The organism is Chryseobacterium sp. 7 (assembly GCF_003663845.1).
Taxonomy (GTDB): domain Bacteria; phylum Bacteroidota; class Bacteroidia; order Flavobacteriales; family Weeksellaceae; genus Chryseobacterium.
The window spans coordinates 3,986,056-4,006,684 of record NZ_RCCA01000001.1 but is presented as its reverse complement, the minus strand read 5'-3'; the positions used below and the strand labels follow the sequence as shown (position 1 = coordinate 4,006,684).

Annotated in this window: 26 protein-coding genes; 5 read left to right on the top strand and 21 right to left on the bottom strand. The window is 38.4% G+C overall.

What is annotated here, in order from left to right; translation table 11 throughout:
- Positions 1-3: 3 nt before the first annotated feature.
- From CLU97_RS18375 to CLU97_RS18355, 6 genes are read right to left on the bottom strand one after another with little or no spacing between them, the layout of a single operon-like run.
- Complete coding sequence (locus CLU97_RS18375; RefSeq protein ID WP_121489223.1) at positions 4-1,419, bottom strand: phage tail sheath family protein; 1,416 nt, start codon at positions 1,417-1,419, stop codon at positions 4-6.
- A gap of 1 nt (position 1,420) precedes the next feature.
- Positions 1,421-1,582 (bottom strand): hypothetical protein, encoded by a 162-nt coding sequence (locus CLU97_RS23810; protein ID WP_183084611.1) that lies wholly within the window; start codon positions 1,580-1,582, stop codon positions 1,421-1,423.
- Positions 1,583-1,603: 21 nt separating this feature from the next.
- A complete protein-coding gene (locus tag CLU97_RS18370) occupies positions 1,604-2,062 on the bottom strand; it encodes a Gp37 family protein (RefSeq protein WP_121489222.1) in 459 nt (152 codons plus the stop codon).
- Entirely contained in the window at positions 2,059-2,394 is a 336-nt protein-coding gene (locus CLU97_RS18365) for a hypothetical protein (RefSeq protein WP_147436519.1), read from the bottom strand. The genes CLU97_RS18370 and CLU97_RS18365 overlap by 4 nt, the downstream gene beginning before the upstream one ends.
- Entirely contained in the window at positions 2,387-2,707 is a 321-nt protein-coding gene (locus tag CLU97_RS18360) for a DUF2190 family protein (protein WP_121489220.1), read from the bottom strand. Before CLU97_RS18360 ends, CLU97_RS18365 begins: the two co-directional genes overlap by 8 nt.
- Positions 2,708-2,734: 27 nt before the next feature.
- The gene (locus CLU97_RS18355; RefSeq protein ID WP_183084610.1) at positions 2,735-4,654 is read right to left on the bottom strand and encodes a prohead protease/major capsid protein fusion protein; all 1,920 of its coding nucleotides are present in this window, start codon (positions 4,652-4,654) and stop codon (positions 2,735-2,737) included.
- 164 nt (positions 4,655-4,818) lie between these two features.
- On the opposite strand from CLU97_RS18355, the gene CLU97_RS18350 reads away from it, so the two are divergent.
- Positions 4,819-5,910: a DNA cytosine methyltransferase gene (locus CLU97_RS18350; RefSeq protein ID WP_121489218.1), complete on the top strand. Its 1,092-nt coding sequence runs from the start codon at positions 4,819-4,821 to the stop codon at positions 5,908-5,910.
- Positions 5,910-6,881, top strand: a complete 972-nt coding sequence (locus tag CLU97_RS18345) for a HaeIII family restriction endonuclease (RefSeq protein WP_121489217.1) — start codon at positions 5,910-5,912, stop codon at positions 6,879-6,881. Before CLU97_RS18350 ends, CLU97_RS18345 begins: the two co-directional genes overlap by 1 nt.
- Before the next feature lie 127 nt (positions 6,882-7,008).
- On the opposite strand, the gene CLU97_RS18340 is transcribed toward CLU97_RS18345, so the two are convergent.
- From CLU97_RS18340 to CLU97_RS18270, 15 genes are all read right to left on the bottom strand, one after another.
- Positions 7,009-7,686 carry a phage tail protein gene (locus CLU97_RS18340; RefSeq protein ID WP_121489216.1) on the bottom strand — a complete coding sequence of 226 codons (678 nt, stop codon included), beginning with the start codon at positions 7,684-7,686 and terminating at the stop codon, positions 7,009-7,011.
- Entirely contained in the window at positions 7,655-9,112 is a 1,458-nt protein-coding gene (locus CLU97_RS18335; RefSeq protein ID WP_121489215.1) for a phage portal protein, read from the bottom strand. The genes CLU97_RS18340 and CLU97_RS18335 overlap by 32 nt, the downstream gene beginning before the upstream one ends.
- Positions 9,103-9,324, bottom strand: coding sequence for a phage head-tail joining protein (locus tag CLU97_RS18330; RefSeq protein ID WP_121489214.1), 222 nt, complete (start codon positions 9,322-9,324; stop codon positions 9,103-9,105). The genes CLU97_RS18335 and CLU97_RS18330 overlap by 10 nt, the downstream gene beginning before the upstream one ends.
- On the bottom strand, positions 9,300-9,662 hold the full coding sequence (locus CLU97_RS18325) for a hypothetical protein (protein WP_121489171.1): 363 nt from the start codon (positions 9,660-9,662) through the stop codon (positions 9,300-9,302). Before CLU97_RS18325 ends, CLU97_RS18330 begins: the two co-directional genes overlap by 25 nt.
- Before the next feature lies 1 nt (position 9,663).
- Complete coding sequence (locus tag CLU97_RS18320; protein ID WP_121489213.1) at positions 9,664-11,499, bottom strand: phage terminase large subunit family protein; 1,836 nt, start codon at positions 11,497-11,499, stop codon at positions 9,664-9,666.
- Positions 11,489-12,028, bottom strand: coding sequence for a hypothetical protein (locus tag CLU97_RS18315; protein WP_121489212.1), 540 nt, complete (start codon positions 12,026-12,028; stop codon positions 11,489-11,491). The genes CLU97_RS18320 and CLU97_RS18315 overlap by 11 nt, the downstream gene beginning before the upstream one ends.
- 237 nt (positions 12,029-12,265) lie before the next feature.
- On the bottom strand, positions 12,266-12,628 hold the full coding sequence (locus CLU97_RS18310; RefSeq protein WP_183084609.1) for a hypothetical protein: 363 nt from the start codon (positions 12,626-12,628) through the stop codon (positions 12,266-12,268).
- Positions 12,579-13,412, bottom strand: a complete 834-nt coding sequence (locus tag CLU97_RS18305; RefSeq protein ID WP_121489210.1) for an AAA family ATPase — start codon at positions 13,410-13,412, stop codon at positions 12,579-12,581. The genes CLU97_RS18310 and CLU97_RS18305 overlap by 50 nt, the downstream gene beginning before the upstream one ends.
- A 10-nt stretch (positions 13,413-13,422) precedes the next feature.
- Positions 13,423-14,064: a hypothetical protein gene (locus CLU97_RS18300; protein ID WP_121489209.1), complete on the bottom strand. Its 642-nt coding sequence runs from the start codon at positions 14,062-14,064 to the stop codon at positions 13,423-13,425.
- Positions 14,030-14,935 carry a hypothetical protein gene (locus tag CLU97_RS18295; protein ID WP_121489208.1) on the bottom strand — a complete coding sequence of 302 codons (906 nt, stop codon included), beginning with the start codon at positions 14,933-14,935 and terminating at the stop codon, positions 14,030-14,032. The genes CLU97_RS18300 and CLU97_RS18295 overlap by 35 nt, the downstream gene beginning before the upstream one ends.
- 32 nt (positions 14,936-14,967) lie before the next feature.
- Complete coding sequence (locus tag CLU97_RS18290; RefSeq protein ID WP_121489207.1) at positions 14,968-15,348, bottom strand: hypothetical protein; 381 nt, start codon at positions 15,346-15,348, stop codon at positions 14,968-14,970.
- Between the two features lie 51 nt (positions 15,349-15,399).
- Positions 15,400-16,194 (bottom strand): phage antirepressor, encoded by a 795-nt coding sequence (locus tag CLU97_RS18285; RefSeq protein ID WP_121489206.1) that lies wholly within the window; start codon positions 16,192-16,194, stop codon positions 15,400-15,402.
- Positions 16,175-16,750 carry a hypothetical protein gene (locus CLU97_RS18280; RefSeq protein ID WP_121489205.1) on the bottom strand — a complete coding sequence of 192 codons (576 nt, stop codon included), beginning with the start codon at positions 16,748-16,750 and terminating at the stop codon, positions 16,175-16,177. The genes CLU97_RS18285 and CLU97_RS18280 overlap by 20 nt, the downstream gene beginning before the upstream one ends.
- A gap of 188 nt (positions 16,751-16,938) precedes the next feature.
- On the bottom strand, positions 16,939-17,169 hold the full coding sequence (locus tag CLU97_RS18275; RefSeq protein WP_121489204.1) for a hypothetical protein: 231 nt from the start codon (positions 17,167-17,169) through the stop codon (positions 16,939-16,941).
- A 2-nt stretch (positions 17,170-17,171) separates the two neighbouring features.
- Positions 17,172-17,372: a hypothetical protein gene (locus CLU97_RS18270; RefSeq protein WP_121489203.1), complete on the bottom strand. Its 201-nt coding sequence runs from the start codon at positions 17,370-17,372 to the stop codon at positions 17,172-17,174.
- Positions 17,373-17,453: 81 nt separating this feature from the next.
- Here CLU97_RS18270 and CLU97_RS18265 point away from each other — a divergent pair, with 81 nt between their 5' ends.
- The 3 genes from CLU97_RS18265 (at position 17,454) to CLU97_RS18255 (ending at position 20,512) form a co-directional block, all read left to right on the top strand.
- Positions 17,454-18,260 carry a helix-turn-helix transcriptional regulator gene (locus tag CLU97_RS18265; protein WP_121489202.1) on the top strand — a complete coding sequence of 269 codons (807 nt, stop codon included), beginning with the start codon at positions 17,454-17,456 and terminating at the stop codon, positions 18,258-18,260.
- Between the two features lie 54 nt (positions 18,261-18,314).
- On the top strand, positions 18,315-18,950 hold the full coding sequence (locus CLU97_RS18260) for a hypothetical protein (RefSeq protein ID WP_121489790.1): 636 nt from the start codon (positions 18,315-18,317) through the stop codon (positions 18,948-18,950).
- A 284-nt stretch (positions 18,951-19,234) separates the two neighbouring features.
- Positions 19,235-20,512 (top strand): tyrosine-type recombinase/integrase, encoded by a 1,278-nt coding sequence (locus CLU97_RS18255; RefSeq protein ID WP_121489201.1) that lies wholly within the window; start codon positions 19,235-19,237, stop codon positions 20,510-20,512.
- The last annotated feature ends 117 nt before the right edge of the window (positions 20,513-20,629 follow it).

Below are 20,629 nucleotides of genomic sequence, written 5' to 3'. Positions count from 1 at the left end.
ATATTATTTTAAAGAGCTTAGATAATTAATGTTGATCAGTGAAGTAAAGGAAATCCTCTCTGCGGGTGTTGGCGGCATAAAGTCGACATAGAATGTTACATGTCCCTGTGCCAGCTGTGTTGGGGGATTATCTTCTTGCAAATATTTACATACCCCGTCTATGATGGCTCCGCGCCCCTGGAGAGTTCTTAAGAAGGCGTTCACGGTTTCCCTGACGGTGTCAATCCATCCCTGAGTGATGGGCTGGTCTACAAATTGCAGGCATGCCTGTTCAATACTTTCATTAATCACATCTGCTGTTCTCCTTACGGCGATAAAGTTATCAGGACTTGTACCTGTAGGAAATGCTGCGCTTCTGTTTCCCCATGTTCTGTACCCGGTGCCATAGGAATTAAATACGGTAGTAATTCCTTTTTCATTCAAAAGATTAGCATCGCTGCTGCTATTAGAGATACCGGCACTGATCTCTCTTTCAATTCCTGTAATTCCTTTAATTTCATGGTTGGAATCCGACACCCAATAGCCTTCTTGATGATCCACTTTAGCTCTCACCCCTGCCAGGAAGGCTGAATAAGGAAATAATTCCTCTAAATTGGCTTGTGTGTTATAGGTTTTGAGCATGGGATACAGGAGCTGTGCTCTACTACTGGAGGTGTTAAAGTTAATGGTTCCTTCTGGTCCTCTACCTTCAATGGCTTGTTGCACGGTCGTGGCATAGGGAGCATCCAAATAGCATATGGCCCGTAGTTTTTCAGCGGTGGAAATAAGCTCTGCTGCCACGGTCTTGTCATCGGAAAAGGTAGGGGTAATGATAATTTTTGGAGAAAACCCGAAAAGATTGTAAGCAAGTTCCAGGCATTTGAGTCCGGTTCTCTGGTCGGTTGCGGGGTTGATCTCCCCGATGATATCGCCGGCCGTAATTTTAGTTTCATCGAGTCTTTTGTAGGAAAATTTGATAAATATTCCATCTGCAATACGGGGAGTCAATGCCTTGAAGTTTCCAAAAGGATCGATGCTGTAATCAATATCCTGCACATAGTCTGCGGGGTTTCCGTCAGCATCTTTTATGATGACCGTATCCAGGGGAGGGTAGGTTAATTTAAGGGCTCTGTCTTCTACTTTCAACGACTCATCGGTTACCGGTGTGGTATGTCTGGTCTGATCAAAAACATTGACCACGATGACTGTTCCGGCTCCCTGATTGAAAATAGCCTCTAAAGCTCCGGGAATAGAAAATCCGGATATTGTACTTCCAAATTGCGCTGCATCTTTCTCTGAATTCACCAGAATAGGGGTGTTTTTTTCACCCGACGGGGCAGTACCCACCAGACCTATTACGGCCGATTTGACCACCTGTATGGTCCTGGTGCCCTGTTTCATTTCGAGTGTTTCTACCCCGTGAAGATAATTTGCTGCCATATTATTTTGTTTGTTTTTTGGTTTCTACTAATTCTAAAAGTCCCTGTGCCAGGAGACTTTTTACTCTTTCGTCTTTTTCTGAGAGCTCAATGACTGAGCCTGGAACAACAATATAGCCGCCAAGTGTCGTTTTAACAAGACCTTTATAGATGTACTTTTTCATATGTCATTATTCGGGTTGATCCTATACCGGTTGATCCGTTAGCGGAGGATCAACAGAGTGGGGGAGGATTTGTGTTCTGAGTGATCTGCATGCTACTGACAGGGAATATTCCCAGACATCATTCTGGTAGTTTACATAAGCAAAATCCCCTAAAGAAACCGCTCCGCAATCTGTAGGGGTAAACCCCATCAAGGACTGCTTGATGAGTTCTGAAATGCTGTAAACTCCTTTTGGACCTCTTAATCTTCTGGATTGAATGCTGATAGTAAAGGTCGCGGTGCTGTGTTGTGATATTGGGCCGATACTTTGATTTTTATCAAAGATTTCACTCATAAAAACAACGGTCACTAAACCATTCACAACCGGTATTTTGTATTGTGCAATATCTTCCGGAAGTACTGTAATATCTGCTATTGCAGATAAATCTGTATTTGCTTCCAGCTGATGTGCGAGTTCTGATTCTACTGCCTGGTAATTCATGATGCTTCTTCTAGTAGTACTTTATAGGTGTCTCCATCTTGGGCTATACGATCATCGCCTATGATTTTCATAGCGTAATACTCTTTTTCTCTGAGGGTGATCAGAACATCTTCTTTTCGTTCAATAGCTTCCCGGATTCCTTCCCAGTCATTTACTTTAAATTCTAAAGTAGGACGGTCATAATCATAATTATGTTCGGAGAGCTTTTCATTTTCACTGGGATGGTTGAAAAGTACTCTTGCTGTGATTCCTCTGCACTGGGCATCATATCCCATCGTTGTTGCGATAACATCGAATGTCTGAGCCTTGAAGGAGTCGAATACATTATCCAATTTTCACTCTTACTACAGGGTTAGTGGCATCAGCAGTTTCCCAAACGTAGCCGATGAGTGTATTGCCTGAAGCCACGCCGGTAACGGTTTTGTCAGCAGAAATGAAGTATGCTTTTTTCCCCTGACTCAAAGCGACCCCTGTAGCTTTAGGAAGTTCAAAGACTCCCTCAACGGCTATAGCGCATAGATCTATTCCGTTCCCATCTGAAACGGCTACCCCTATGGTGTCTTCTTTGATCACCAGATCTCCTCCTTTTACAGTATCTTCTAAAACAGTGTGGAGAAACTCTCCTTTTTCGATATAATTTTTCATGTTTAATTGTAATTTTTAGAAAAAAAATTATTTTCCTTTGTTTTTATACCATCCTTCCCATCCCCATACGGCGGTGGCAAAAGCCATGGATCCTTTTACTTCCAGGGCATCGGTATCCCAGTTGACTCTTGATTCTGTTTTAAGTCCTCCCTGACCATTGAGGTAAGCGTACACGATGCCGTCTGCTGAAATGGCTGAAGGATCTGCCAGGAGGTACCATGCTTTGGGATCTTCGAGCTGATCGCTTACCATGACCTTGAGCTGCCCTGCGAAAACGTTAACATTTCCGGTTTCGGTAGCCAGTACTGCTGATACGAGTCTTTCTGCGGTGGTTTGTAATTCCGGGGGTACTAACAGATACTGGGGTTTAATTCCTAATTTTAATCCTGCGGGGGATTTCTGCCTTCTCATAGCGGTTCTTGCAATGCTTAATGCATCGGTGGTGAGAGGGGCTCCTGTGGCATCGTAATTTTTATGGTCAGCATGAAATAAAGCCTTTCCGTCCGGCGCATTTTTGTTATCGGTGATATTGGACCAAACTAAATCACTTTGGAATTGCTGGGCTCCCAGTGCCATAATTTGTGGCAGTCTGCTGAAGACACTCAAATCATCATTGATAATGGCAATATCGCTGATGCTGTATTTTCTTCCGAATTTTTTAAGTTTTATTTTGGCATCTTCCGCCTGAAGGATATTGCTTTCTTTGTATTCTCCTCCTTCGGGAATTTCATCAAAAGACACAGCACCATCGACTTTGATTCCTGTTTTTTCTCTGAAATCGGTAGCGTTTTCCTGCCTTGCGATGAATCTCCACTCATCGGCGTAGCCTTCATAGAACCTTCTGAGGGATCTGTCAAAGGCCAGGGATAAGAGGGTGGGGAAGTCTGTGGTAGCCCATGCTCTTTTTACCATTTCCTGTTCACTTAACATCGAGAAGTTTTCACCCGCTGCTGTTAATCTGTCTTTGGCTACATCGAGAAGTCTCATGTTTCTGAACTGTAGCGCTTTTTCGTTTCCTTTAAGGTCTATAGATCCGGGAATAGCTCTTGCCACAATTCCTTCTACCATTGAGTTTCTTTTTTTCTGGGCTTCATCTTGCGCCACTTCTGCTGGCGGGGGAGCTGCTACGGGCGCCGGATTGGCTCTTTTGGCTACTTCATCGATGATTAATGCCCTGGCATCATGCAGCGAGGTGCCGTTTTTTATGAGTGAATCTGTGAAGGCTGTTTCTAAGCCTGCCCGCTGGCAGACCTCTGAAATATCCATTGCTCTTTGTCTTTCCTGGGCAACAGCCTCTGCTCTTACCTCTGATTCATTTACTTTGGGTTCAGGAGTGGGTGTTGCCTGAACTTTTGGCGGTGTTGGGACTTCATCCGCTGTGATATTATCTTGGTCCATTATATCAATTAAATTAAAATGTTCTTCTTTTTGCTGAGATCGTATTCCGGAATTAAAGTCTGCCGGAACGGGTACCAGTGATAATTCGTTGGGTGTCCATTGGGTGGCTCTATACTCTGGAATTTCTTTGCCATTTTTTGAAACGGTGTACTGGTCTATCTTGTAGCCAACGCTCATATGACGGATGATGCCCTGTTTGATTTTAGAAATGATATCTGCATCTTTTTCCGTGCTGGAAAGTCTGATAATGGCTTTGGCTTCTTTGGTGTTTTCATCGATCCAGGCAGACTCTACCACGCCCAGAATATTTTCCAGTCCATAGGATTGATGGGAGTCCAAAACAGAAAGTCCTCTATTGAGTCTTTCAAAATTGATGGCATCTTTGGAAATCTCGAGAACTTCATTGAAATAGCATCCTTCATTCCAGTCATACCTTTTTACTGGAGTTTCTGTAGCGAAAACCACCTCAATGGTGTTGTTCTTTTCATTGAAGCTGTTCTCGGGTATTGAAGCCCTGACGTAGGATAAGGAAACTTTTGCCTTTTTCATGATACAAAACAAAGAATTCGTATTCAAATTATATTTGCTAAATATTTGACACACCGCCATTATGCAAAACTCTTGTTATAGACTGGTCAATTTTCCCGCTCATAATTTGGGCGAAATGTTTTTAAATTAGTAAGTTTGTTGTTGAATAATTAAATTTCCAAGGTATGAAAGTCGTATCGTTTTTTGCAGGTGCAGGTGGTCTTGATTTAGGGTTTGAGAAAGCTGGTTTTGATGTCGTTTGGGCAAATGAATATGATAAAGAAATTTGGGCAACCTATGAAAAGAACCATAAAAACACAATTTTAGATAGAAGAAGTATTGTCGATATTCCATCAAATGAAGTTCCTGATTGTGATGGAATTATTGGCGGACCTCCTTGTCAAAGCTGGTCGGAGGCTGGTTCAAAGCGAGGAATTGCAGATAAAAGAGGTCAGCTTTTTTATGAATTTATGCGAATTTTAGCAGATAAGAAACCTAAATTTTTCTTGGCTGAAAATGTGTCTGGAATGTTGTTGCCTGCTCATAAAGAAGCGTTAGCAAACATAAAACAGATGTTTACTGATATAGGCTACGACTTGTCATTTCAGTTATTGAATGTCTCAGATTATGGCGTTCCACAAGATAGGAAACGTGTTTTTTTTATAGGTTATCGTAAAGATTTGGGAATTAAATTCACCTTTCCAAGACCCACAACGTTAGAAAACAAAATTACTCTTGAAAAAGCAATTAGTGATTTAAAAGATACTGCCTTACCTGCAAAAGAAGGGAACTATACCAATGGAAAAGACTGCAAAGTATCAAACCATGAATATATGATTGGTGGTTTTTCGTCGATGTTTATGTCAAGAAATAGGGTTCGCTCTTGGGATGAAGTGTCATTTACAATCCAAGCTGGTGGTCGTCATGCACCAATCCACCCACAAGCTCCAAAAATGAAACTTATTGAACAAAATTTGCGTGAATTTGTGAAAGGTCAAGAACATTTATATCGAAGATTAAGTGTTCGGGAATGTGCAAGAATTCAAACTTTTCCGGATACTTTTTCATTTGAATATAGCAGTGTATCCGCTGGTTACAAAATGATTGGAAATGCTGTTCCTGTTAGAATGGGTGTGATTTTGGCAGAAAAGATTTATGCTGATTTAGATCATTTGAACGTTATTAATAAAGTTGTTCAAAAACCTATTTCTACTGAATACAATGGAAATGTTGTAATTGAAAAACTGAATGAAATTGTAAACCGAGTAACAGTATAATGTCAAAAATTGCAACCCAAACCATAAACGGAAAAGCATTTGAATATGCTTTGCTAATCGAGTTTTTAGAACGTTTAAGAGTGCTAACTTCTGTTTCATTTGTTGAAAATGAACCTTACAAAACTGCTTTGAAATGTTTTACAAGCTTTGACGAAAAGGAACAAAGTCATTACAAATTAGTGGCAAGTTTTGCGGTAAATTTTTTACTTGATATTGAGCCACGTTTATCAAACGGAATTAGTGATGAAGATATTCTACAACTCGAGATTGTAGCCGACAAAGCTGGTCAAACCGGTGATGTTCGCGATGTTTTGGCTATTCGCTCATTGCAAAAATGGGAAATAGGAGTTTCGGCAAAAAACAATCATAGAGCCGTAAAACATTCTCGTTTGTCAAACGATATTGATTTTGGTCAAAAGTGGTTAGGCTTTCCTTGTTCTGCTGAATATTTCCAAGAAGTCAAACCTGTTTTCGATAATTTGGCAAAGCTGAGAACAGCAAGCAAAGCAACCCAAAAATGGGATACCTTAGGCGATTATCATACATCCGTTTATGTTCCTGTTTTGGATGCTTTTAAGAAAGAATTATTGCGTTTGGATAACGAAAACCCTGGAATTGTAGCCGAAAATTTAATTAAGTATTTGATTGGTAATCAAGATTTTTACAAAGTCATAAAAGGTAAAAACAAGGTCGAAATTCAAGCCTATAATTTACACGGAACATTGAATTTACCTTTTGAAAGCGTAAAACCAAAAGCAAAAATTCAGCGTCTGAAACTACCAAACCGTTTGATTGAAGTAGTTTACCAAGATAATTCAAAGACAACTATTTTAGTAACGTTAAGTGAAGGTTGGCAAATTTCTTTCCGTATTCATAATGCAAGTTCTCGGATTGAGCCATCTTTAAAGTTTGATATTAATTTAGTATCCGCACCTCACTCTCTTTTCTCAAATCAGTTGTTTATTGGTTAAGGTCGGTCAATAGTACGCTGACAGGTAGCCTGCCTATAATGCCTCGCCAATGTGAGGTGTATGAATGCGAACTGCTTCGTATCAACAGTTGTGCATACAATCCGCCACTTTGCAAAACAGCGAAACGTTATCTTCTTATTAATAAATAAATTTGTCTTTCAAACTCTCTTTGCAGAGTTTCTTTAGATTCTGTTTCTATTTTTCTTTGAATAGGGTCATTAGTCAAAATCCCAAAAACAGAAGTGGTTTTCATGGCGGTAATGGGGAATCTTTCTTTTGCTTTCTCGAATTTTCCTCCGGCGTATTTTCCTCTGGCAAAAATTTGTTTTTCAACTCCGGTATTTGCCGATGATTTTGTTAAGAAAGCATAAGGAATAACTTTTCTGCTTCCTTTTTTGATCTCAATAGAAACCCCTCCACCGGCTTGCTCGTTTTTCCTTGCATTTCGGGTTCTTTGCTGTAAAGTTCTTCTTCCTGTTTCTTTATTTCTCACCGAGCGAATAGAAATAACACTTCGGCCATTAACAAACTGTGGACCAAACCTGGATAAGCTCAAGGGTTTGAAATTTCCTGAGATAGAAGCCTCATTCTGTGAATAGGTTGCTTTTTTCAGCACAATAGAATTTCTGATATCAATAGGCTTAATGTTATAATATTCAGAAATCATTCGCCTATAATGGGTGTTACCTTTTGCAATTGCTTTATTTAGGGCCCTTGTGCTGGCTTTCTTAAGATTTCTGTCCTCTAATTGTCTCTGCAAAAAGTTGAGGCCATTACTGGTGTGTGCTATTGTTACCTGTATCATTACTCTGATTTTTTAGATTTACCGCATCATATCGGGGATCTGATTTTGGGTGAAGGCCTGCCTTGTCAAATAATTCTTTAGAAATTTTCATCTCTTCCAGAATTTCTTCCGGGGCATAGCCTAAAAGTCTTACGGCTTCCTGCCAGCTCATAAATCCGGCTCTTACCTGTGCTAAAAGTCCGTTCACTTCTTTTACAGGGTCAATCATCATTCTACCCGGGGCGGTCCATTCCACTGTTTTAGGCGTGTCTTTGGGAAGAATGCCTAATAAATTTCCTGCCTCTACAAACCAAAGCCATACTTTCGCGCATAATTTAGGGATGAGAATAAAATTCTGCCATGTCTCAATCATTCTTTGGTATTCTAACCACCCCATGCGTCCGCTGGAGTAATTGACATGGCTTAAATCTCCTGTCATGGCTTCATAGCTCATGCCGTAGCCTGCTGAAATACCTGTAAGGACGTTTTTGGAATATTCGCCATACCCGTCTGCGGGAGGAGGGGAAGCAAAAGTGACCGATTTGCCTGGCTCTAAGGTCTGAATGAGCCCTGGTTCCACCCTGTCAAACTCTTCATAATCCTGGGTGTCTGCCCCGATCATTTCAGCATCTGTCTTGGTGATGAATATGGAGAAGCAGGAGGCGATCTTTTGTCTTACCAGCTGCGCATCCGAATAATCGTCAAAATCTCTTAAGCTCATCATGGAGGGAGAACCAAATGGAACTCCATGGATCTGCCCGGGTTCGTCCTGGAAAAAGAGATGGATCACATCCTGATCTTTCCAAAATGTGCTTTTAGAATATTCCAGCTCCGGATCCTTATCGTAAATCCAGTATCCTTTCCTTTTTCCGGTGGAAGCAAACTCAATTCCCCCGGAAATATATGACCCGGTGGAAGTTTTTATGGTATCTTTTGAGAGGTCTAAAAATTTAGTGGAAACCACCTTGAGTTCTAATGGAATATGTTCTTTATTATTGGTTTTAATTCTTAAGATGAGTACTGAACCATGCATAGAGAGTGTTCTCATGCAAAGGTTCTGTAATCCATAAAAATTACAATTGGCGTCAAAATCCACTGAGGTCTGATGGGCCCAGTCCTTCCAGATTTTTTTTAGCAGTTCATTTTTAATGGCCGGAACAATGCCTCTTCCGGTGGTATTGTTGGCAATGGAATTGTGAGCCCGGAAAGAATAGGGGTTGTTTCGGTAGAGGTCCCTGCTTCTGTTTTTCAGGGTTTTAATTTCGGCTAGTTTTGCGGCCTGTTCAAAATCATTCACATTCCATCCTTTGGTACGGCGGTCTTTTCGTGCTCCTTCATACCCTCTTTGTAGGATATCCATTGCATTACGCCGCTGTATTCTTTTTAGTCCCCACTGCGGACTGAAATAAGAAACTACTTTATCGAGTAAATTTAATTCTAAGGACATTTTTTCCAGTTTTTACTAAAGACTCCTACTTTTCGGCCATTGTCTTTTTTGATAAGCCCCAATTCTGCTGCGATGAGATTTTTGATTCTGAGCATCTCATCAAGGCTGCGGTAGGTAACGGTTTTATCACCATAGGTAACAGTTAAGGTTCCCTGTGCGATACTCTTATTCAAGGCGTAATACTGTTCTATTGTGAATTCTGGTCCATCCATTTTTTTTGTTCTTTCTGTAAAGTTGTGAAAATATGGTGTATATTTTTGTAGTGGCAAGCATTTGACAAATACAATCTTGAGCGGATATCCACACGATCGAGCATATAGCTCACATATTGTCGGCTGGTACCGGCTATTCTTGCAATTTCCGGGACTGTCATATTGCATTCTGTTTTTAACAAATGATAGACGAGTGATTTTCTTTCTGAATGCTCGTGATTAGGACTTTTTCCAAATAATTCTTCTGGGGTGGTCTGATAGTATATACATGCAGCATGAATGGCCATTTCTGCAAGGCTTAACGGCATTTGAATGCGTATTGTGATGTGTTTTTCCATATTAATTCCAAAAATCTGATTTCTTCTTTACTTTATTTTTAACTGCTCCGGTTCTTTTATTTCGCATGAGTTCCCAATGTTTGGGTGAAAAGGAGTCCATGCCGACCATATGGGCCGCAGCCCTGGCGTAGTTCCTGATATCGAGGGGCTCATTTCGGGTGAACTTTTTCACCCACCTCTGTACCGTGTGTCCATTTTTATTTTTGGTTGTAATAAGTTCTTCAGAGGTCAGTCCTTTGAAGTAGGCCTCATCATACATCGGGAAATGACAATACCCTGGATCTCCTGGATTAACTCTTAACCAGCCGTATAACTCTGACTTCAATAATGAAACTCCGACATGCCATACTTTGACCCCGTCCACGGATTTGTTTTTTCTGGTAACATTCACGGCTTTTGGAGCAGAAATAATGGTAATCTGATTGTCACGTCCTTTGATGGGGACGACTCTTGAAGGGGGATAACGGCCGCAAAAAGCATAGACTTCACTGGACCAGTTTCCACTGTCCACACACATCATTCTGATACTCATCTGTGTGCCGTCGGGTCTTATCCATGTTTCATTCAGGACGGCATCGAGTTTTTGCCAAACCTGGGCGCTGCCATCACCTGCCACAAACCCCATTAGCACTCTATAATCAATGGAGTAGGAAACCTTCCCCTCACACCAGCCTACTATTTCCAGTTCGATACGGTCTTTCTGAATATCTACCCCGGCTGTTAAAAAAGCAATTTCATCAGTGGGTATTTTTCCTCTTGGGTAATCCTCTCTACGGTCATACAATGCTTCCCACTGGGGCTTATCTCCGCTTTCTTCATAGGTCAGTCCTAAGGAGGTGTTGTAAAACGTTTTCATTTTCGGGACATCTCCAATGGCCTCTTCATATTCTATGGCCAAATCCTCCCAGCTTTTCCATCCTAAAGGGGAATAGAGGGAATTGATATGATAGCCTACTCTTTTTTTATTTTGATTCTCAGGCTTTGTAGGTATCCAAACTCCACTCTCCAGCATTTTTGTTTTTTCGGATTCCTGAATACCTTCCTGGCAGTGTTCACACTGGTAGTAAACCTCTTTTGCCACTTTTGAGCTTTTGTTGTATTGATATTTTAAATTTTCCCATTTCAAATGCTGCAAAGCTCCGCAATGAGGGCATGGGAGAAAAAAGTATCTCTGGTCGGTACTCTCAAACAGGGGCTCAATAACACTAAGCCCTTTTGTTACCGGAGTGGATAAAATGAAGATTTTTCTTTTGGCAAATGTGGAAGTCCTTTTCTTTGCCAGGTCAATGGGATTTCCTTCAGTATCCAAATCCACAGGATAAGCATCTACCTCATCGAGCATGAGTCTTTTGACGGGCATATTTCTGAGCCCTGCGGCGCTGTTGGCTCCCGCTAACCTCAATATCCCACCTGGGAATTCTTTTTTTGTCAGGGTATTTCCGCTGTCTCTGGACTTTGGTGGCTTTACTTTGTGTGCCAAGCTGGGCGAGCTTTCGAGCATGGGCTGTATTCTGGTCTTGCTTACCAGTTCCACCACTTCTTTGGTGGGTTCTACAAAAAGCATAGGACAGGGTGAAACATCAATGGTGTAGCCTATCCAGTTGATTCCAGCCTCGGTCACGCCCAGCTGTGCTCCTTTCATGACAATAACTTCCTCTACAGGAGAATATTCCCCGAGATGATCCATAATCTCTTTGAGAAACGGAGTGATGGAAGTTCTGTATTTTCCTGGCATTGCTGAACTTTTACTGTCTAAGAGTCGGTTTTGATCTGCCCACTGGCTCACAGATAGTATGGGTTCTGGTTGTAAGGCGTCTAAAAATCCTTTAATGAGCATAGGTTGTAAGTTTTATTAAAGATTCGTTGATGCTTTCTGTTAATAATTTATGGGCATCGTTTCGGTCCATGGTCAGGAGCTGATCTATGATCCTGTCGGGGATAGCTTGCAGACTCATTCTAATTTCTTTGCCATAGGCGTAAATTTCTTTATACACTTCTTCTTTGTTTACGAGCTGCCCGCTTTCTGTTTTGAGTTTCAAGAGATCGAGCTGCGCTTTAATGATGATTTGCTTTCGCAAGGCTTCGGGTGCTGTGTCCTGATGAGAGATTTGTATCTCAACGACATCGAGACCGCTGTAAGCATCCAATTGCTGCTGGGATATATTTTCTTTTAATTTTTCATTGATCTTTTTGATCTCGGTCTGAAAACCGTATTCCTGATCTGCAATATCGGGGTTGATGGTTTTGGTTTCTGAATCATAGCCTTTAGAAATTTTTCCTGCTTTGATGGCCTTCTGAATCGAAGCATGACTTACCCCTACGCGCTTGGCATATGCTCTTATGGATAAATATTTTTCTTTTTTCATAATTTTTTAGTGAGTGGCAACCAAAGTGGCAACCATGGTGGCAACTAAAGTGGTGTCTGGTTGCCAGGCTGGTCTTTCCAAACCCCTTATTAATGCTGCATTTTTGTGCTGTCATACTGGCAACCGGCAACCAGGAAAAAATTCTGTGACTAGCGCTTTTTTGGGGCTCGTAGCGCCGTAGAAGGGGATTTCCGTAAAGTACCTACTCGGATTCCAGGGGTGTATGTTATTTTTTACTTAATTTATCGACACAAGCCCCTTGATTGTAGCCCGTATCCGTTTAACTTTTGCATCGCAACTTAGGACGGTCTCTGTTATGATTTCCTGAAGCTCCTTATGGGTCCATCCCGACTTTAAAAACACATCAGCCTGATACTGCTCGTTGTTTTTATCCGTTACTATCATTTCCAGATCTGTCGGCTTCCCAATGCTGAACCCCGATTTAATGGCATTGTCTGATATAATGATCTCTATTTCTGTACCGTCTCTGGTTTTTGATTGTAAACTTTTCATATTGATATTGCTACGATTTTCAGTTTTATGGGTTTCATTAATAATTGGGTTTTTTGGCGGTCTTTTTTTCATGTAAAGAATGATCATCCATGAGGAAGGGGATTTTCTGGTCATCCATCATCAGGATAAAGTCCCGGAATGTTTTTCCTCTGGTAAGGGCAGCAGAGACAATACTTCTTGTTTCATCATCGGGATCTTTCTGAATTCTGATGGCTGTTTCACAGAGGTTCATAAGATTGGTTCCCAGATTTCCGCGGGGTTTGAGGCTCTGATTGTAAGTTCCGGATGGGTTTTCATGAATGACCACAAGAATATGTGTTTTATACTCTGATTTTAATTTGAGCAGCCACTGAGTGATTTCCCCACTTTCCGCAACGTTATTAAAGTCTTTTACAAAGTGTACAATGTTATCAATGATCAGCATTTTGCAATCGGGGTTTTGTTTCAAATGCTGCTCTACCAATTGTTTTTTTTGGTCTTTGGTAAGGGTTAAAACACTGTAATAATCTATATCGGCGCCTGTCATATAATAAATTCCTTTTACTGCATCGTGGCTGTCATGCTGTGATTGTTCGGTGTCAATTACTGCAATTTTTTTGCTTTGATAGGTTGAGAACATTTTTTCATTACTTCCATTTAAAATAGCCTGACACATTGATTTTATAAGTCCTGATTTTCTTGCTTTTGCAGGTCCGAAAAGAATGGAGATATTATCTTCAGACATGAAAGGGATATGATATCCATCCTGCTTAATGCAAAGTATGGGAATGGGTTTGGGATAATGATCCGTTCTGCGGATTAAATAATCTGAAATATTGAGTAACACTGGATCTTCATATCCTGCTGCAATGGGTTTAATCGGCTCAATCATTACTCAAAAATTACGTATTATCCGATCTTTGTTGATAGGCAGAACTCAAAGGTTTAACTTCCTTGAATCTGTATCCTTCATTCCATAATTTAAGTTTTGGAAACTCTTCTTTAGCTTTTTTAAGCAGATTATTGATTAACTCTTCTACCTGCTGATAGGTGATCCTCTCTTCTTTTTTGATTGGGACCATTTTTTGTGGCGTTACTTTTAAAGTCGATAGATGATCATTTTGTTCCCAGTTTTGTTCTCTATACATTTCTTTCAGGTATACATCCCGATCTTTCGGTATGCGTTCATACTGCTGATAAATCCAAAGTTCATCTGTAATTTTTCGTATCACTTCTTCTTTTGGGTCTATGAGCATGGTTATTCTTCTCATAATATCCATGGCATCAGGCATTCCCATTGGAAAATTGATTTCCTCTAACGGTTTTTCCCGCAAAACGGCTTTATTATTTTCATTCTGAACTTTATAGCATTTTAGAAGGTAAAATAAGAGAAGAGCATCCTCGAGAGAGGTATTTCGCTGTTTGGAATTCTCTTCATTAATGAGCTGCTGCAAGGCATCAATGTCGGTTTGAGTTAACTTCAATGTTCCTGAATTTCTACTGGCATAATCAAACCTGTTTCGAAGGTGTACAAGAGCTTTCATACTGTTTAAATTTTTTAATTGCGGTTTCAATAGCCAGATGAAATTCGGGCTGTTTTTCGGCGGTCTGATTGACTTCTTTTGCGATTTTATCAATCTGCTTTACGTCATCTTTGCCTGTTTTGCGAAAAGCTTTCAGGCTTGAAATGGTGGTAAACCAAAAATCGTTAAAGCCCAATTGCTTCGCCTGGCATCTTTTGAAATGTTCCAGGATGGCAAGCATTCTTTCCACTCCGTTTTGGTCGTTGACAATAATTAATTTCATGGTATTTACCCACTGATAAACATCGGCTTTGAGCAGATGCGAAGCTTTAGGGTTTTCTTCGATCCATAATTTCCAAAATCTGTAGGCCAGAATAAAGTGAGATTTATTGCCCTTAAAATTTTGAAGATAGTCGTTGAGATTTTTAATCGAAACAAAAAGAAATTTTTCTTTTTCCTGACCCTTCACAATATATTTATTAATACTACTATTATTAATACTACTATTATTAATACAGTTAGTATATACTTTACCCTTACCAAACCTCGGCGAAACCTTGGAATAAACCTCATCCTTAACCTTGGTAGGAACCTCATCCCGAGCCTCTGTAAAATTTCCAAAGGTTAGGGAGTATAGCGTTTCAGAAGCTCCGTTTTTGGTTACAAAATCTATCATTCCTGCCTGTTTTAATTTATTTCGGGCATTTGCCAAAGTTTTGAATGTAACTTTGATGCTTGCTATGATTTTACTATTGTTATGCTTGAAGGATTCTTTCCATGAGCAAAGGTCGTTTATGCGTATCAGATACATATAAAGAGCGATCTCAGTCGAATTGAATGAATGGATTTCGTTCATACTCCAAAAGTGGTCCATAGCTGTTTTAAGATTCATTCTAACTAATTTGAAATGTTTCAGGTAAAAAATTAATAATTCTTAATAACCAGTTCTCCTGTACGAGGACCTATTGCCTGGTTGAGTTCCGTTATACGAAGGTCAATCTTGTTTTTAAAATACTCATCTGTTGTTTTAAAGAAAAGCCAGTACAGGATGTGTGCTGCTGCCGGAATCTCTACCAGATAATCTATTATTTCCCTTTCTTTTATAGGTATTTTGCGGGTCTGATCATTTGAGTACACTGGGCTTATGTCTGAATATTCCAGGTATTCATTACTTGATAAGAACTCTTTCAGGAACTTATCAATGTCTGGAACGCATCCGAGTAGAATTTCTGATAAGCTAAGTTTAAAAGTATCGTTACTGAATGGTTGTGATGGGTTTCTTTTGTTGTCTTGGTAAAATGTCATAATATTATTTTATAGGGTTTAAAAGTGCTTTTTTAGCACATTTGAAAGAATTTATGGTATGATCTGTTTTGTACTCAAAAACTCCCTGAGGAAAACAAATCCTTTCTCGGTCCATTCCATTCTGTTTCTGGTGTCAGAGGTTCCGTCAGATCTGAAAAATGGATATGGTATTGTTTTAGTATATCCATTGCCAGAATATTTTGCAGTAAGCTTCCAACAATCATCACCTTTTATTTTGTATTGAATGCCTAACTTTTTCAATTCTGCATTCAATGCTTTTGCACTTCTAAATCCTAATCTTGCTGATAGGATAGAGGCTGTGTAGGATCCGGTGCTGTTATAACAGTTTTTTGATAAGTCAACCCAAGGAGCGTCACTTATGATCTGTTGCTGCTGGATCTCATTTTGCATTTCCAATTGTTTGTTCTTAAGCTTTACATTTTCGATAGTTTGCATTGCTATTTGAAACCCTTTAGCCATGATCATTTCATTCGTGTCCGTTACCTGGGTTACTATATAACCTCCATGTTTACGCATAGTAGGAAGAACCTCTTCAAAAACCCAATCTTGAAAAGACTCTGCTTCCTTTAATTTAGATTTCATAATCAGCCTGTAAAGGTTGGGCTCATTAATGATCTGGACATATGTTCCTCCAATACCGTTTTTGTGAGCGACAAACCGTTTTGTCGTGTCGCCTGATTTACAATGAGTTGCGATTGCTTTAGCCGGATCTTCATATCCCAGAGCCCTTGCGACATCAACAGCGACAAATAAAGGGCTGCTGTCTTCAGATTGGAAAGCTCTGATTTTTCCGAATTTTTGACTGTTAAATATTTGTAATTCCATCTTTTAATTGTTTTCTTGTTGTTCTTAGTTCACTGATCGTTATAAAACTTTTTTCTGTTTCTTGAAGACTTCTAACCATACTTTTTACATTAAGTGGAAAAACAGGAAATGTTAAGCTCTTATAGTAATTTATACTTTTAAAAAAGTCTTCTTCGCTGATAGTAGTATTATTATAGTAGCTGCAAACAACCTCCATAACACTACTATACATTAAGTGATTAATCTTTAGGGAATGATTTTTATTTTCAGTATAGTTGAGAAATGCCATTATGTTTTCTCTGTCAAATTTTAGAAAATCAAATCCCTTATAACGCTCTATTAGATATTCAAGTTCTGAATGAAGTTCTATGCATTTATTGGCTTCTTCATCTTCTGTTTTATGATAAGCAGATAAATCTATATTGAACAGTTCTTTAAATAGCTCTGATATATCCCAGTCAGACCTTTTTTCTTGTTTAATAACAGTTTCAAATAATTTAAGTTGAGTAAAAGTGTCAAACATTCTTACCAGCGCTGAAATGCGTACTATTCTTAGCTTATTTTCAAGCTTCATCATGATTTAAAAATTTAGTGATTGAACATATCCGGTTAAAATTGTTCCTACTACTATCAGAGCTATTGCAAGTGTAGTAGGGAGGTCGTTAGTGTGTGGTTTCATGGCTATTTATTTTTTTTACTTTTGTTGTCATCATTTTTTTAGCAATTTTTCTTAAACATTAGCCATCTGCTGGGTGCGGGTGGCTTTTATATTTTCACAGGTTTACCGTCCACATACTTTATTCCCAATCGAGCGTTTCTCTTACTTACTGCCAAAGAAGCTAAAAATGAGATGTCTTCTTTTTTAGTACTTTGCGAGTTGTCGATTAATTGTTTTAATGTAGACGCCTCAAGCTTAGCTTCTTCCAAAGATTGTTCACTTCGGCGTATGCGTTGCTCTAGTGCATTAAATCTCCGCAGTAAGTTTTCTGTTTTCATTACTATATATTGTTTAGGACCTGTTGAATTGCCTTTTTCATTTTATTGTAATCATCAACTATTTTGGTTGAGCTATCACTGGTTCTATTCCCTCTAAGAGAGGCATAGATGAAACGTGCCGTAAAGCCGTGTTTTTGTTTGAGTCTTCTTATAATATCCTTATTATAACCATTGTACTGTTTTGTTTTCTTATCTTTGTCCATAGTTTTAAATGTTCATGTTTGTTTTACAACACAAATATATGATAATTATCTTATATTTGAAAATTATTAAAGATAAAAATCATGACTGATAAGGAGAAAATTTTACAGTTTCTTGATTATAAAGGGATAAGTAAAAATAAATTTTATACAACAACTGGGTTTTCAACAGGATTCTTAGATAGTGGTAATAGTTTAGGGGTAGATAAATTGAGAATTATCATTGATAAATATCCTGATTTTAATCCTGAGTGGCTTCTAACAGGCAAAGGTGAAATGTTAAGATCAGAATGCGATAGCAGCGCTGTTTCAGGGTCTAAATTTGAAAAGAGGCCTTATATCAATTATAATCGCTTGCCTGCTGTAGTTACTGTTGAATCTAACGAAGAGGAAGAAAATATTCTGGCGGTCCCTGCTAAACTTGCAGCCGGCTATGTGGGAGGTGGATTTATGGATGCCAGTTTTGTAGAAGCATTACCTACCTTTAGATTGCCATATCTTAGAAACGGAACATTTAGATGTTTTGAGGTGCAGGGATGCTCTATGGAAGAGGGGATCAAAGATGGAGATTATTTTGTGGGAAAATTTATTGACAATATTAGAAATTTTGGAGAGGGTAGGATTCATGCCTTAATAATACCTGAGCTTGATTCTCTATTATTAAAAAGAGTGTTCAGGCATCCTAAAGATCAAAATGTAATTATTCTTAGGTCTGATAATAACAACATCAGTAATATTTATCCTGACATATATGTTGATATTAGATACATCTCAGAAATATGGAGTTTCACTGCGGTAATTTCTTTTAATCAACCATCATTTGATATGAATAACTTTAAAGAAATTTTGGCGACAAAGCCTGATGCTGTCTATTATTTAGAAGAGAAATAAGTGTTAGTTTTTTTATAATAATCGATTTGTTTAATGCCTAAAAAAAGAGATAGAATGAAATTCTCTGAAGAGTTTAAAGAAGCTGTTTCCAATCTTCCTTCGATAGAAAAAGATAAGTTAATATTCAGACTTTTGAAAAAGGATTTGGTGCTGGCTAATAGATTGCAGTTTGAATTGTTAAGCGAAAAATCAGTAGAGGAGTTAAGGGATGAAGTAGAGGAGAGGTTGAAAAAGTATTGCAAAATATCATCTCAACATATTTATTCAATTGGTTATTTGAGTATGGATGTCCGCGATATGAGTGGTTTAATAAACAAGCATGTTTCTGTTACCAAGGATAAATTTGGTGAAGCGTGGCTTAACCTATTTTTATTAAACGAATTGTTAGAGCAAATTACAGATCAGCTTAATGATCTTCAATATAATTGGAAGTTAGAAAAGTTTTACGTAGCTATTATTGCTCGAATTTTTAAAGTTCTTCTTATAGTAAATAAGCTTCACGAAGATTATTGGGTTGAGTTCAATCCGGAACTTGAAAAGCTAGGTCATAAAGTAGGAGGTATTCCTGTTCTAATGGATTTGGCAATACAGAATGGACTGGATGTAAACTGGCTCATTAAGGGAGGTATCCCTGAAGACATTCAATCCATCCATAAAGAACTAAGAGAAAATGGATATTTGAAGTGTTGATTTACATGATAATGTAAGGTTAAAAATGTGCTTACAATCGTGTTTGTAACCGTGTTTATAGCATTAAAAACAGTTAAAATTTAAAATATAAACAATTGATAATCAGAGCATATATTTTGATAATTCGCAAGTCTTATCTTTGGTAAGGAAGAGGTCACGGGTTCAAGTCCCGTAGTTGGCTCTAGGCGGAAAGCCTTTCCCACATTGGGTTTTCCGCTTTTTATTTAAATACATTTTAGCATTGCAGTTTACAAACGTTAATAAAATCGTTAATAAACAAAGCAATGAAACGCAGCAAAATTCTACTTCCGAATGGATGTTCTTGTAGTACTCCTTCGGTATTTCCGAAAGACTGGAAAACTGCCGGAAAAAAATCTCTTACATTAACATGGAAAATTCAATATTATTTCCACGATCCCTTATTCAAAGATAAATACCCTTATGGTCGTCTTACTATTGTTAAGGGTATGAATGAATATAAGGATATTGAAGATAGGCGAAACGCCACTAAAATTCTATTAGAAAATGAATTAAAAACTTTAAAAGAAGGTTATAATCCTATTCAAAAAAAATCTATTGCAGTAATAGAGGATTCGCAGTATATTGAACTATCTCCGTACACTCCGTTTATAAAGGCATTGGAATTGGCATACGATAAAATTAGTGCATCATCAATTCATTTAAAACAAGTCAAGCAGTGTATAGCACGATTAAAACCTTTTTTTGAAAGGTTAAAATATGATGAGCTGAAAATATCAGAAGTAAAAATTTGGCATATTAAAAATGCTTTTGAACATGCTAAATTGACACCTTCTGTCTACAATAAGTATAGAAGTGTTATGATGAGTTTATTCAAAGAACTCATACAGTATGGTTGTATTGAGCATAACCCATGCAGAGAAATATCCAAGCAGAAAACAATTGTAACAATCCGGGAAACTCTTTCAGATTCAAAATACCAAATAGTCCACGATTATATAGAAGAGAATTACCCTGATTTCTTTCGATATTTTAAGATATTTTTTCTTTCGGGAGCTAGAACATCAGAATTAATGAGATTGCAGAAAAAAGACGTTAATTTAATTCAACAGGAATATAAAGTCATTATTAGGAAGGGAAGACAATATACAGAAACTATAAAAGTTATTCTTCCTGATGCGATTCCTTATTGGCGGGAAATCTTATCTATGTGTAAATCTGAAAATGATTATCTTTTTTCCAAAGGTTTGGTTCCAGGAAAGGATCCAATACAGCCATATCAAATTACTAAACGTTGGTATAGACTGATAAAGCAGTCTGATAATATAAAAGATGAAAACGGAAATATTATAAAGGTTACAGAAGATTTCTATGCTCTGAAGCATTTGTTCTTAGATATTTTAGATGGATTTAAACCTGACCCATTAGCACCGGATTATATCGCTATACCGGATATTAATCTTGCAAAGACAGCAGCCAGTCATCGAACAGAGTCTATTACAAATGTTTACACTGTAGGAAAGAAAAAGAGGGAAAATGAGGCTTTAAAACAAGTGAGACTTGGGATTGGTGAACGTTCTTAACGGACTAAAATAGCTTCATGTAAGCATGTTTACCAAATAAAATTACTTCTGATATTTACATAAAAAAGCTCCTGCAGTAAGTGCAGGAGCTAAAAATATAAAGTTAGTGAATAAGAA

Bases quoted from the DNA above. Each gene is read 5' to 3' on its own strand.
- CLU97_RS18360 (WP_121489220.1), bottom strand. From the start codon at position 2,707: ATGAAAAATTATATCGAAAAAGGAGAGTTTCTCCACACTGTTTTAGAA.
- CLU97_RS18300 (WP_121489209.1), bottom strand. From the start codon at position 14,064: ATGAAAGCTCTTGTACACCTTCGAAACAGGTTTGATTATGCCAGTAGA.
- CLU97_RS18375 (WP_121489223.1), bottom strand. From the start codon at position 1,419: ATGGCAGCAAATTATCTTCACGGGGTAGAAACACTCGAAATGAAACAG.
- CLU97_RS18370 (WP_121489222.1), bottom strand. From the start codon at position 2,062: ATGAATTACCAGGCAGTAGAATCAGAACTCGCACATCAGCTGGAAGCA.
- CLU97_RS18285 (WP_121489206.1), bottom strand. From the start codon at position 16,194: ATGGAATTACAAATATTTAACAGTCAAAAATTCGGAAAAATCAGAGCT.
- CLU97_RS18280 (WP_121489205.1), bottom strand. From the start codon at position 16,750: ATGATGAAGCTTGAAAATAAGCTAAGAATAGTACGCATTTCAGCGCTG.
- CLU97_RS18335 (WP_121489215.1), bottom strand. From the start codon at position 9,112: ATGTCCTTAGAATTAAATTTACTCGATAAAGTAGTTTCTTATTTCAGT.
- CLU97_RS18330 (WP_121489214.1), bottom strand. From the start codon at position 9,324: ATGGATGGACCAGAATTCACAATAGAACAGTATTACGCCTTGAATAAG.
- CLU97_RS18355 (WP_183084610.1), bottom strand. From the start codon at position 4,654: ATGAAAAAGGCAAAAGTTTCCTTATCCTACGTCAGGGCTTCAATACCC.
- CLU97_RS18270 (WP_121489203.1), bottom strand. From the start codon at position 17,372: ATGGACAAAGATAAGAAAACAAAACAGTACAATGGTTATAATAAGGAT.
- CLU97_RS18340 (WP_121489216.1), bottom strand. From the start codon at position 7,686: ATGATACAGGTAACAATAGCACACACCAGTAATGGCCTCAACTTTTTG.
- CLU97_RS18260 (WP_121489790.1), top strand. From the start codon at position 18,315: ATGAAATTCTCTGAAGAGTTTAAAGAAGCTGTTTCCAATCTTCCTTCG.
- CLU97_RS18295 (WP_121489208.1), bottom strand. From the start codon at position 14,935: ATGAATCTTAAAACAGCTATGGACCACTTTTGGAGTATGAACGAAATC.
- CLU97_RS18275 (WP_121489204.1), bottom strand. From the start codon at position 17,169: ATGAAAACAGAAAACTTACTGCGGAGATTTAATGCACTAGAGCAACGC.
- CLU97_RS23810 (WP_183084611.1), bottom strand. From the start codon at position 1,582: ATGAAAAAGTACATCTATAAAGGTCTTGTTAAAACGACACTTGGCGGC.
- CLU97_RS18290 (WP_121489207.1), bottom strand. From the start codon at position 15,348: ATGACATTTTACCAAGACAACAAAAGAAACCCATCACAACCATTCAGT.
- CLU97_RS18345 (WP_121489217.1), top strand. From the start codon at position 5,910: ATGTCAAAAATTGCAACCCAAACCATAAACGGAAAAGCATTTGAATAT.
- CLU97_RS18255 (WP_121489201.1), top strand. From the start codon at position 19,235: ATGAAACGCAGCAAAATTCTACTTCCGAATGGATGTTCTTGTAGTACT.
- CLU97_RS18350 (WP_121489218.1), top strand. From the start codon at position 4,819: ATGAAAGTCGTATCGTTTTTTGCAGGTGCAGGTGGTCTTGATTTAGGG.
- CLU97_RS18305 (WP_121489210.1), bottom strand. From the start codon at position 13,412: ATGATTGAGCCGATTAAACCCATTGCAGCAGGATATGAAGATCCAGTG.
- CLU97_RS18265 (WP_121489202.1), top strand. From the start codon at position 17,454: ATGACTGATAAGGAGAAAATTTTACAGTTTCTTGATTATAAAGGGATA.
- CLU97_RS18310 (WP_183084609.1), bottom strand. From the start codon at position 12,628: ATGATCATTCTTTACATGAAAAAAAGACCGCCAAAAAACCCAATTATT.
- CLU97_RS18320 (WP_121489213.1), bottom strand. From the start codon at position 11,499: ATGCTCATTAAAGGATTTTTAGACGCCTTACAACCAGAACCCATACTA.
- CLU97_RS18315 (WP_121489212.1), bottom strand. From the start codon at position 12,028: ATGAAAAAAGAAAAATATTTATCCATAAGAGCATATGCCAAGCGCGTA.
- CLU97_RS18325 (WP_121489171.1), bottom strand. From the start codon at position 9,662: ATGGAAAAACACATCACAATACGCATTCAAATGCCGTTAAGCCTTGCA.